6 protein-coding genes are annotated in these 13,344 nt (G+C 44.8%); all 6 read right to left on the reverse strand.

Translation table 11 applies throughout. The features are described 5' to 3' along the window. Positions 1-10: 10 nt before the first annotated feature. The gene (locus tag AC6CIF_RS10180) at positions 11-5,578 is read right to left on the reverse strand and encodes an S-layer homology domain-containing protein (protein WP_498199435.1); all 5,568 of its coding nucleotides are present in this window, start codon (positions 5,576-5,578) and stop codon (positions 11-13) included. A 571-nt stretch (positions 5,579-6,149) separates the two neighbouring features. After that, positions 6,150-7,304, reverse strand: coding sequence for a copper amine oxidase N-terminal domain-containing protein (locus tag AC6CIF_RS10185; RefSeq protein ID WP_498199436.1), 1,155 nt, complete (start codon positions 7,302-7,304; stop codon positions 6,150-6,152). A gap of 188 nt (positions 7,305-7,492) precedes the next feature. After that, the gene (locus tag AC6CIF_RS10190) at positions 7,493-8,851 is read right to left on the reverse strand and encodes an ABC transporter substrate-binding protein (protein ID WP_498199438.1); all 1,359 of its coding nucleotides are present in this window, start codon (positions 8,849-8,851) and stop codon (positions 7,493-7,495) included. A gap of 370 nt (positions 8,852-9,221) precedes the next feature. Then, entirely contained in the window at positions 9,222-10,043 is an 822-nt protein-coding gene (locus tag AC6CIF_RS10195; RefSeq protein ID WP_036669010.1) for a carbohydrate ABC transporter permease, read from the reverse strand. Next, positions 10,040-11,002 carry a carbohydrate ABC transporter permease gene (locus tag AC6CIF_RS10200; RefSeq protein ID WP_498199440.1) on the reverse strand — a complete coding sequence of 321 codons (963 nt, stop codon included), beginning with the start codon at positions 11,000-11,002 and terminating at the stop codon, positions 10,040-10,042. The genes AC6CIF_RS10195 and AC6CIF_RS10200 overlap by 4 nt, the downstream gene beginning before the upstream one ends. A 343-nt stretch (positions 11,003-11,345) precedes the next feature. After that, the gene (kimA, locus tag AC6CIF_RS10205) at positions 11,346-13,163 is read right to left on the reverse strand and encodes a potassium transporter KimA (protein ID WP_498199442.1); all 1,818 of its coding nucleotides are present in this window, start codon (positions 13,161-13,163) and stop codon (positions 11,346-11,348) included. Positions 13,164-13,344 lie beyond the last annotated feature (181 nt).

Genomic DNA, 13,344 nt, shown 5'->3' on the forward strand with positions numbered 1-13,344 from the left:
ATCATGCGTTTTATTGCTTTTGCAACTCGCTTGCCGCCAATAGCAAGGTTACCACTTCAGCACGTGTTGCTTCAGCGAGGGGGTTAAACCTATTTTTGCCTGTCCCCTTTACCAGTCCTGCATCATATGCAGCAGCGATATATGGAACGGCCCATGCAGGTACTTTATCTGCATCCGCGAAACTTAGTGCCGGATCGGACTCCACTGGAAGGCCGAGTGCTCTGACGAGCATAACCGTCATCTCTACCCGCGATACTTTACCCGATGAACGAAACGTATCATCCGTGTACCCACTAATGATGCCTTGATCCACTGCCTGTGCAATAAAAGATTGTGCCCATGCAGGTATCCCATCAGCATCCTTGAACGTCAATGCCTTGTTGCTGGCTGGAAGTTCAAATGCTCTTCCCAACATAACAATGAATTCGGCGCGTGTCGCTGGTGCATTCGGACGGAAATGACCATCCTGATACCCGTTCACAATTCCCCGGGAAATGGCCTGTTCAATGGCAGCAGCCGCCCAGTGATTCCCGATGTCCTTCAGGTCCACAACGGGAGGGGTTGGATTAGGACTTCCTCCATTACCCGGAACGGTTGGCGTAGTTGGGTCCGTAGTATTGGTTGGTGTAGTTGGAGTTACAGGCGGGGTAGGTGTTGTAGAACCTCCTCCACTGTTACCACTACCGGGATTACTTCCATTATTACCGCCACCATTACCAGGGTTGCTTCCATTTCCATCCCCAGGAAGTGGCTTGCCCTTCAGATCCGTACTGCGTCCTTCCGTTTTTTGATCAACTGTACCTACACGGTCCAGATGTTCATGGAAGATTTCATAATCGACCAGATTTAATTCGTAGAATCGATTGTCATCTTTCGCCATTCTCATCGCACGATAGAAGTCTCCACCGTTAGCCATGAATGAATTGGTAGCAACGATATAGTATCCGTTCGGATCGATATCCGAGTACGTACCATCTGCATTCTTAATCTGAACTTTGACCACGCGTTGACCCACTTGGGTTACGGTGTTGGTCGTGGAATCGATTTTTTCCCCTGGTTTCGTGGAATCGTAGTAGAACCGCATGCCTGCCACTTGCGGGAAGCGCCCTTCTCCCGTTTCCACACCACTAACCCCATTTTCCAGTGCGGCTGTGATTTCCTTACCTGTCATTTTCAATGCAGACAGGTTATTACCGAATGGCATCACAGTCAGGAGATTGCCCAGCGTAATATCACCTGTCTGGAATGAGGCTCGAATGCCACCGCCATTCTGGATCGCCACGTATCCTTTGACGTCGTTTTCCTGCACAATGGATTTCACTTTCTCCAGCATACCGTCTGTCATCAGGTTTCCTAAATTGGTTTCCTGTTTCCGCACAGTGCCACGTTCTCCATCCAGGAAGACATTTGTTTTACCGATAACCGTTTTCTTGAACTGTTCCAACTGAGGCGCATATTCTTTCAACTTGTTCGCGGCTTCCACATCATCAGCATAGATGAATTGGTTGGCAGCATCTTTCGCATCCAGACTCAACAATTTGCCGTTCCACTTCTTCAATACGCCTGCTTCATCAAATGTAACATCCAATTGACCAAGAGAAACGTCATATTCCCCAGTTTGCACAACCAAAGTTGGGTCCGCATGGGTCTCCACCAAAACGGGTGCGTTCAGAATGGTGTGTGAATGACCACCTACCACAATATCGATCCCTGCTACGGCTTCTGCCAATTTGAGATCCTCTGAGTAGCCAAGATGAGTCAAAGCAATAATTTTATTGATACCTTCATTTTGCAGCATCTCTACAGTTGCCTGTGCACTTGCTTTGTAATCCGCAAACTTCAGGTCATCCCCCGGTGAAGAAAGAGATACCGTGTCCGGTGTTGTCAGTCCGAAAATACCGACTCGCTCACCATTCACTTCTGTAATAATCGTCGGATAGATTTCGGCTTTCTCACCCGGATTCCCGATGCTATTGTTATACAAACCACTCAAATTTGCATCTTTTGTATAATCAATATTGGCGCTCACAAACGGGAACTCCGCTTTTTCAATAAATGCTTTCAGTACGCTCGGACCTTTATCAAACTCATGGTTACCGAAGGTCATCGCATCATATCCAATCATGTTCATGAACTCCAGATCAGCCAGACCATTAAACAGATTGAAGTACAATGTGCCTGAGAAAACGTCCCCTGCATCCAGCACCAAAGTGTTATCATTGCGCGCTTCCTTAATTGCCGTCACTCGGCGCGGGATGTTATCCAGATGCGCGTGCGTATCATTCGTGTGAAGAACACGCAGGTTGAAATCCCCTTCTTCCACCGGATCTCCAATACTTAATTGTGCGAGCAGTGGATCATGGTCGCTCACCCGTCCATCCGCTGTCTCAAAATCGGCATTCACATGTACCACTTCGATGGCTGCCGTCTGCGTCAGGTTTTTACTCACCAGAATGTGATCCAGTGTCTGAGAGTTACCGTCATAGATATAGGAGTAGCGCTGATTTTCTGGCAGTTCGTTTACCAGATTATCCAATTCATTACCCTCAACAATGTTCAAGGTATTCGAGAATTGGAAATCATTGAAATCACCGAGAACAGCCACATTTACCTCAGGGTCTTTGTTCAGTAACTCTTTCGCAAAGCCATTGACCAGCGCAGCTTGCTTCGCACGTTGAACTTCACTGCTTCGAGTTGCAGGCTGTATACTTCCAAAAGGTTTCAGGTCCCCACCTTTGGAATTGAAGTGATTGGCAATCACCACTACACGTTCACCATTGAATTCAAATTCAGCGGCAAGCGGTTTGCGAGAGCTGGCGAACGCCTCATTCCCTGGTGCAATACGCCCCGGATTATTGGAGAGACTGCCGTCAGCGCCTACCTGAATTGCTGTTGTAGCACTTCCTTTAATTCCTGTCTTCAGGGACACACGTGATTCATTATACAGAAACCCTACACGAATATTGGCACCTGGTGCTCCGCCATCCTTGTTATTTTCCGGAGCGATATCTGTGTATTTATACGCAGGACCACCTTTAGTTGCAATGGCATCAATTAGGGTTTGGAAACTAGCATCTGCAGCTGTTGCTCCACTGTCTGTTGCTCCATCATTATCTTGCACTTCCATAATGCCGATAATATCTGGATTTTTCAGATTATTGACGACAATGCCGCCAATTTTAACAGCTCTAGCCGTATCCTTTTGACTGAAATTCTCTACATTGAAAGTTGCAATCGTCAATCTGTCATCGGTGGGTTGAATTTTTGTTATTGCTTGTTCAAGTGGACTCGGTGTGATTGCTGGAAGATTACCTTCAGGAATCACTTTAAAATTCCCATTGGAGTATGTCATAACCCCTTTAATGGAGCCACCTAGCTTGTCTCCCGTTTTGACGGCTTGGGATGGTTTTTTATTGATGAACAGCCGTTGCGGATTAAGTGAACTCTCAAAAGGCTCTGCACCATCCCCTGTCAGAATGACACCGCCCGCAGGAGTGCGCAACGGATTGTTCGGACCATTATCTACAACAACAGCGAGACCAGGTTCACTGGAATACGGACCGATAATGGTAGCATTATCGAGTTGCACCCTCATCCCTTCAAGACTCTCATAAAAGTCAATGGCATCCTTATCCGGATTAAACTCGCCGAATTGATCGGAATCAATTACGGTAGGAATCATTCGACCATTAGCACCCAAAACCACAGGTTCGGGCAGATCTTTATTACTGTCTTCAACCGTAATTACTGTTGCCACAATTTCTGTTATCGCCAGCTCCGTTGTTGCTGTTGCATATTCTTTCACCTGTCCAGATACGCTCACCTTGTTACCTACTGTCATTCCATGAGAAGACTTATAGACCAGAATACCTTCAGATGTTCTGTCATCGTTATCTTCCATGCCAGGAATCTCCTGCATGTAGAAGGAAGTTGCATTTACAACATGAGTCACAATGCCTTCCACATTTTGCACAGCCAAACCATCGTACAAGGAGTTATGGGTTGCCCCTTGAATATCGTGGATTCTAAGATTGTTCAGTTCCTGAAGAACCTTGTAAGTATAGGTATATACATTACTTGTATTCCCACCAGACACTGCAATAGCTTTAATAGCAGTATCTTCATCTACTTCAATCGGCCCAGTGTACCGCGTAGATGTTGGTGTAGGGTTAGTGCCATTAATCGTATAATAAATTTCTGCTCCCGCCATTGGTGAGGATAAAGTCACCGTAGATCCTTTCACAATCCCCCCTGAAGGAACACTAGCTGTAACAGAAAGCAGATTTTCGACAACATCCGCTGCTGTGCGCGGGATTAATTCGAGACCATAACTTGTGTGATAAGTCAGGACGCCTGTCACTTTTTCGTATGTTTTGCCTACTGCCAGTGCAGTGGGGCTATTTTTGGCATAGATCGTGATCTCTCGACCATCCACATCTGTCGCAAAAAAGGTGGAACTGCTACTTCTTGTCACTGTGACCCCATTAACTTCGACAAGCATCCCTTCATAGATGCCGCCCGTACCCTTGCCTCCGCCTTCAGCAGGCGCAAAGTCTTTGGATGTCAACGTAAGCGGTTCAGGAATTTCTTGTGTTTTATCCAAGATCTTAATATAACCGCCTGGAAATCCTGCTTTATCCTTCTCTACCTGGAGTAGACCGTTATAAATGGTGAGCGGACCATACGCTTCAATCCGGTCACCTGGCTCCACGGTTGAATCTGTACCACGAATGACGATTCCAGCATTCTCATCCTGAATATATAGATTCGCCATTCCTCCAGATTCCTCTCGGTAGGTTACAATCCCTTGAACGGTAACCGGAGAGTTTTCAGGCTTGTTTCTGGCATCAGATATTGAAATTGGAGTATTGTCAACAATCGTATAATTAAATAAAGCAATTGCACTATCCAGTAAGCCTTCTTTGTGTGCATAAGCTTCAATGTGCATAGCATCATTTACCGTGATGGGAACTGTGTAAGGAAGAAACGCATTTTCATCATTTAACTTGTAGTATACGGCAGCACCGACTGTAGTCGTTCCCAAAGTAACCTGTGTTCCTGACGGAACGGCCCCTGGGGACGGATTAGCTATGACATTAGCCACTTCCGTTTCCAGTGTCTCATCAATCAGTTGAAAAGTTGTTGATGTAACGGATCGTATACCTTTAGAAGTGAAATATTGAGATAACGTACCGTTGTTAATACGTACTTTGGATTGATATAAGGAGGGATTGCTTTGTAGTCCGAACGTGCTGCGAGGAGCAGTTGTGGGTACTTGAACAGGCATCATCTTACTAAGATTTGTTTCGGTTGGACTATCAGCAATTGCAAAATTAGTGTCTACAGTAAAGGGTGGATTCAAATTTACACTTGGACCGTTGCTGTAGGTCCCGACAACATAACCTTCAACCGTGGCGGTTGAATCATCCGAACCAAGAGCGAGCGCCTCTGCAACTGTTAGCGGTTCATCCGCCGCTGCAACTTTGTTGTTGAATAAGCCAGCAGGTATGGCACCCGTAATCAGCAGGACCACAGCTAAGAATAACCTGAGCCAGCTCTTTATTTGCTTACTTTGCATCTTTTTCCTACCCCCATGTTTTGAATTTCCAATCATTTGTTCAGGCAGCTTGTACATTAGTTCAAATATAAGATAACTGAATAACAGACTGGTGTAAACAATAATTCTTCGATATGAAAGAAAACAGAACACTTATATCACATTTTCTAAACAAATCTCTATAATAATGAATAAATAGTACTAAATTTTAACTAAAAACACGTTATTAAGCCAATTAAAGTTATATAAGTGTTAGATATACGGCTATTTAACGTCAATTAAATTAACATTTTAATAAATATATATACGAATTCGACATTTAGTGACAGTCCTCATTTCTTTAAACTCACTAATACCTGAGTCTTCAGACATTCATTTTGACATGATAAAACGGTATGTACGGATCACATTAAATCACCACATTAACTGAGTATAAAAGAGAACTATTAAGCGCAAAATCAGTATGAGTTAATAGAATGTTAAAAAAAACCACAAGAACATCTCCAATTACTCTCAGAGACTTTCTTGTGGGATAATATTAAATATGAAAAATGATAATGATTTCACTTTTTCGAAATGTTACAGACGGTCTTCAATATACTTCTGTGTCTGGTGTCAATGTAATATTACTTCCATAGGGTTCAATTAATCCTTGTTGCTCCAAATACTGATCAACGTATCGATCTGCATTGAGTGAAGTTGACCCGATCCAGTCTGAATATGTTTTTCCAAACATTTTATATAGTATGTCACTAGTATATTCATTGCTTAATTCCCCAAAAACAGTATACAACTGTTTTACTGTATTTGTGTGTTTTTTTCCCTCTAAATCGGTCCATGTTACTTTTTTATTCAGATCTACCTTCCTTATATCCTTAGTATATATTTGTACATTTGACCCATTGATTTTGAAGTATACACGGATGCTTTTTTCGTAAGGATGACCTTTGAGAATGCTCCACCCTTTCATATCTTCAGTAGCTGGCACAGCATAAAGTTTCCCTTTTGTTGGAGTTGTTCCTGTTACACTGTTTTGTTTTTGAGGTTGTTCAATATTAATAGTCATTTTACCTTTACCAATGGATACTTGCATCTGCTTAGCTTTAGAGTTATAAGTCACAGTTCCACCCAGAGCATCTGAGAGAACAGAAGCAGGAAACAAAGTTACGCCATTTTGAACAAGCAGCGGGGACTTGAGAGTTAATGGCTCTCCATTTAACGTTGCTTTTGTTCCCGTTTTCGGGAGAGTTAGTTTCGTAGAACCAACTTTAATCTCGAAGGCGTCCTGTTGAGCAATGTAACTAACACTCCCTCCCAGTGCCTTGAATACCTCTTTCATCGGAACAAGAGTCACACCATTTTTTATGTATCCTCCATCAATTGCTTCATCCAAGCTACCTGAAATAGTAACTGATCTTTCAACATTTTCGACTTTAACCGTAATTGTTGAAGAACCTACACCTATTACCTTTACCATCCCAGTGCTCAGCACTTGAAGTATATGAGGTTCACTGATCGTATAATCTGTTTTTGTAAGACCTGTATTTCTTCTGTAGTATGGATCGTTATCGCTATGTATTGAATTTTCGTCATCATACACAACAACTATATTAAGATTAATCTTACCACCGACCGAAACTGTAGTATTAGGGATGAGTTCAATATCTTTAACTTTAAGTTCCTCCGCATAAACACTTGAAACAAACAACAACATAAATGCCATCATTAGAACCGTTACTCTTTTCATTCACTTGTACTCCTTCTTATTTTTAATATTGTCCATTGCTTTTCATGAATCCATGTATTGGGATACCCCTTTCAGCTTCCTATTCTATTTTCGGATGCATTAACAAAAAATGTTAGTCTTTCTTTTTAGTAAAACAAAAAAAATTGAATGCAGCTTAATCACTGCATTCAACACTGATATGAATTAAATTATTTCTTCACCGTGCTGTTATATTGCGCAATCTTGTCTGTAATTTGTTTGGCTGCTGCATCCAATGCTTCCTGTGGTGTACCTTGTCCATTCAGGACCGTTTCAATCGCTCCTTCGACAAGTTGTCTCGCTTCCGGGAATACACCCATTAATGCCCCGGATGTTGCTGTCGAATCGGCGGAAGCGTGCAATTGATCGACTGCTGTCTGGAATTGCGGGTACTTCGCCATATTATCCTTTAATACTTGCTCATTGTAGGCTGCTGTCGTAATAGGGAAGTATCCTGTCGCAACACTCCAGTTCGCTTGCACCTCTGGTGTAGCCAAGTACTTGATGAATTCCCATGCCGCTTGTTGTTGTGCTTCCGATTTGTTGTTCATGATGTACAAGCTTGCTCCACCCACCACAACGCCGCCTTCTTTGGCATCCGCTGGACGAGGCAGGAAGCCTGTTCCCAGTTCAAACTTGCCACCTGAACCTTCTACGATTTTACGCAGGCCAGCAGTGGAATCGAGGGTCATACCGATTTGCTGAGCGGTAAATGCTGCTGTTGTATCGTCTGTGCTACGTCCCAGATTGGAGAGGGTTTTCTCGTCAATCATCTTTTTCCACCATGTTAATGTCTTCACTCCAGCTTCGGAGTTCAGCAGAGACTCTGTAGCTGTTTCGGTTCTTCCGTTTCCATTGTTTACATAATCTGCATTCTGGTTCGCAAAGAATTGTTCCATGAACCAGCCGTAGATCGCCATGGATGCACCTGGCTTACCGTCTTTCGCCAATGCTTTCGCCGCTTGCTCAAACTCTTCATACGTCTTCGGCGGGTTCTCCGGGTCCAAACCTGCTGCTTTGAACATATCCTTGTTGTAGTACAGAATCGGGTTCGATGTGTTAAACGGCATCGCGTTCAACTTACCATCGATGGTGTAGTATCGGATGATGTTTGGCTCCAGTTGGGACAGGTCGAACTGATCCTTGTCGATGAACTGTTGTACTGGCGTAATCATGCCCGAATCGATCATGAACTTGCTACCGATCTCATAGACCTGGATAATGTCAGGACCGCTGTCTGAGCCCATGGATGCTTTGAGTTTGTTCAGACTCTCATCGTACTTCCCTTGATAGATGGGCTTTACCTGAATGTCGGGATGGCTAGCATTAAAGTCGGAAGCGAGTTGATTAATGGCTTTCTCCCCAGCGCCAGACATGGAGTGCCACCACGTCAATTGTGTTGTTTCAGCTGCGGCCGCTTCTGCTTGTGCTCCACTTGCCGGGCTGCTTGTTTCAGCTTTTGTTCCGCAAGCGGAAATGACCAACATGAGTGCAGCCAGCATTAATGCAAATGTTCCTCTTTTTTTCAAACGAAATCGCTCTCCTTTTATATGGCTCGCTTCAACATAAGTGCTTTGGGTGCTGCGAGGTGGCCGTTCCGGATATGAATCGTTCTTTTGATCGCTGTTACCCCCGGATTTTTTTCATTCTCCCCTTAAAAGGGGAAAATCCGGGGATAAAGGCGAACGCTTCGCTTCTTCAGAATCGATTCTTCTCCTTCACTACTACCGTCGTTCATTTCAACATCTTATTTGAAGCACGAGCCTCATTTTATTCGCTCCTGGTATCCAGACCTTGAGACCTGATACATGGTTTATTCAAAACCTCTAAATCAAAAATCTTTAGATCAAAACCTTCAGAGCTTCCACTTCAATTAAATAGTTGTAAAACTTTCATTGCCTACCCCTTCAGCGCGCCTGCGGCCATTCCGCGGACAAGCTGTTTCAACCCGAAGATCAATAACAGTAAGGATGGTAGAATGACCATGGCTGTTCCGGCAAATACAAGATTCCACGCTGTGGATTCCTGGAACTCCAGCATCGAGATTCCGATCTGTGCGGTTCTCATTTCCGGTGTGTTTGTCACCAGCAGCGGCCAGAGATACGAATTGTACATGCTTAAGAATGAATAGATTGCCAGTGTTCCAAGTGCCGGACGGGACAATGGCAAGACATGCGATATGAAATAGCGAATATGACCACAACCGTCGATCCTAGCTGCCTCGAATAGTTCCTTGGGTAGCTGCATGAAGAACTGTCTCAGTAGGAATGTACCAAACGCCGTTGCCAGAAACGGCACGGTAAGCCCCTGGTAACTATCTAGCCAGCCCCAACTGCGAACTGTCAGGTAGTTGGGGATCATCGTCACTTCCCACGGAATCATCATCGTTGCGACAAACATGCTGAAGATGACGTTTTTGCCTTTGAACTGCATTTTCGCAAAAGCATAGGCTGCCATACTCGCTGTAATCAATTGACCAAGCGTTGTCAGTCCTGCGACAAGAAAGGTATTGCCGATAAATCGACCGATCGGAACAATATCAAATACTTCGCTAAAGTTGGACAGATCGATTGAATTTGGAATGATATGCGGCGGATAAGCACTCGCATCTTCCGGCGTCATCACGGCCATGAAAAAGGTGTACATCACCGGATACAGCACAAGCGCTGCACAGATCGTCAGTAATACATACAACAGCGTTTTGGTCCATGTCGCACTCATTGGTAATGCACTTTCCTTTCTACCCATTTGAACTGGATCAGGGTCAGCAACATAATCACCACGAACAGGATCAGTGCCTGTGCACTACCTGTACCAAAGCGGAAATTAACGAAGGCTTCCTGATAGATGGAATATACAAAAACATTTGTACTGTCCATCGGACCACCCCGGGTTAGAATGTTGATCTGACCGAACGATTGAAAAGCACCAATGATCGATACAACCGTGACAAAGAACAACGTTGGTGACAGTAGCGGCATCGAAATTTTGCGAAACGTCAGCAATGGTCCTGCACCGTCAATCTTGGCGCTCTCGTAGATCTCATCGGGGATGCCCGCCAAACCACTGGATAGAATAATGTAGTTGAATCCCAGGTTCATCCAAATTGTCATGATGGAAATTGAGATCAATGCCCAATCCGGGCTGGTGAGCCAGGGAATTGGATCCATACCTACTTTGCCAAGCAGATAATTCAGCATGCCCAGGGTCGGGTGGAATAGAAACTTCCAGATCACCGCTGACGAACCAACGGATAACACCACAGGCAGAGAGAATACAAATTGGAACACACGCATTCCCTTGAACCGGTTGTGAGTCAGTGCAGCCAGAATCAGAGCAGCCAACATACCTGTGGGGACTGTAAACAGCACAAATAGTAACGTCACTTTCATCCCTTGCATAAACAGTCCTGATTGGAACACAGCCTTGAAGTTATCCAGTCCTACATAAGCCGCAATCTGTCCCGTCGGATCTGTGGAATGCAGACTGAGGTACACGGACTTAAACATCGGGTAAAACAGAAACACTGCAAACAAAAGCAGCGATGGTGCCAGGAAACCATAGGCCAGCATATTCTCCCGCATTCGCTGCACACGCAGCGAGGCTGTCCGGCGCGCACTCGTACCGGATACACGCCGTTTGGCGGCGGGCAAGCTGATCCGGTTATCAAGCTCACTCATCGGATTTTCTTCCCCCTTGTTTCACGCATTCAGTGTGTGTGAAATGTTACATCAACTTCAGCACCACGTTATCTAGTGTACGAGTCGAATGTCACAGCAAAATTCATTCTGAATCAACGTAACGTTAATCATGGACAAGGGACTTTACGGAAATGTGTATCCATTCGAAAGCGGTATCCAGACCGGATTTCATGACAAAAAACCGCAAGAACTCCCCTGTTTGGAGATGTCCCTGCAGTTGGATGTGTAAATGGAATATGAACGTTTGCCTATTAATAAAAGCGACTCATTTTACAATAATCTGTAAATCTTACAAACGAGGTGAAGCGATTAACCGTTTGAGTTAACGATTAAGATGATATGGCACCGTGGTGACAATCACGTCTTTGTAATTGATCAGATAAGCACGAATCATGAAGCTGGTCTGGTTGTGCAGTACATTTTGCCACCAGTGCTTGGTGATGAATTGTGGAATCAATATGGTGATGTGATCGGTCTCAGCCGTTTTCCACTCTACGGTATCAATGAATTTCTTGAGCGGCCCCATAATGCTACGGTATCTCGATTTGATCACGACCAGACGAACACCTGGATTCCACTCCTCCCACTTATGCTCCATCTTGCGTATCGCCTCATCATCGAAGCCAATGTAGAGTGCGACCACGTGATCCGACATCGTCTGGGCGTAACTGATCGTATTCATGACGACCCGGGTAATGCCCGCAACAGGAATGACTATCGTATTGCCTTTCTTGGCTGGCTTATCTACCTGAATATCAATCCGCAGCTCATCGGCGATGTTGCAATAATGACGGTGAATACGCATGAACACATAAACAACGAGTGGCAAAAAGATAAAGATGACCCATGTCTGCGTGAACTTGGTGAAAATAAAGATCAGGGTAATCGATAATGTAGTCAGCATACCGACGGTATTGACCAGCAACTTCATCTGCCAGCCAGACGGTTTCACTTTGATCCAGCGAATCATCATACCGAGCTGTGACAGAGTAAATGGAATGAACACCCCTACCGCATAGAGCGGAATCAGGCTTTCCGTATTTCCTTTGAACCCGACCACCAGCAGCGCAGACATCACACTGAGAAAAATGATCCCGTTTGAGAAACCAAGCCGGTCTCCTCTGACCATAAATGCATGCGGCATGTATTTATCCTTTGCCATCATGAAGGATAACAGCGGAAAAGCGGAATAAGCTGTGTTGGCTGCCAGGAATAGGATCAGTGCCGTTACACCCTGGATGATAAAATACATCGTGCCCCTGCCAAATGTTGCTTCAGCAATCTGGGAAATGACCGTTGCTTTGGGGTCAGGCTTCACTCCGTACCCATAAGCCAGTAAGGTGATGCCAATGAACATGGCTCCCAATATACAACCCATGAGCAGTAATGTACCTGCGGCATTTTTCTCGGCAGGCTGCTTGAAGTTTGGGATCGCGTTACTTACCGCTTCCACACCAGTCAAGGCCGAACAACCGGAGCTGAATGCTTTTAATAACAGGAACATACTCACATGGGATAGACTTGTTCCGAATTCAGGTGCAGCTGCTTCCATCCCCCCGGCAAGAAATTTGATTCCGCCCGAGATAATCAGAACCGCAATTGAAAAGATAAATAGATAGATCGGGATCGCCAGCACAGACGCTGACTCCGTGACTCCCCGCAAATTCATAATGGTTAGAAAAACAATCATAATCAGAGCAATCACAACACTGTAGTCATGCAGCATAGGAAAAGCCGACGTAATCGCATCCGTCCCTGCGGACGAACTTACCGCAACGGTCAGTATATAATCGACCAGCAGAGATCCTCCGGCAATCAGACTGGATGTTGTACCCAGGTTATCCTTGGCTACGATATAAGCGCCGCCCCCTGTTGGATAAGCAAATATCGTCTGGCGATAGGAAAAAATTAAAATGACGAGTAATCCCAGCACGGCGATGGAAATCGGAACAGAGTACCACAGGGCGGCGAATCCGGCCGCAACGAGCACCAGCAAAATCTGTTCCGTACCGTAGGCAACGGACGATAGGGCATCCGAGGACAGGATGGCGAGTGCCTTCCATTTCCCCAATTTTTCTCCATCCAGTTCAGCCGATTTCATGGGCTTGCCTATTAAGATTCTCTTCATTTTGCCAAGCATGATCATAACTTCCTTCCGTCTCTCATCTGTGAAGCATTGTTATTATGCAAAATCGCAGAGCCATTGACAATACGTCATTTCACCCGAAATTCGCCAGCGCGTGATAATGCATTCTACGATTCAATAATCGATAACAAAGCCATTCTTGTTCAGCAATTTGAACTTTTTTGAACCAAAATGA

It is taken from the genome of Paenibacillus sp. GQ49 (genome assembly GCF_059759055.1).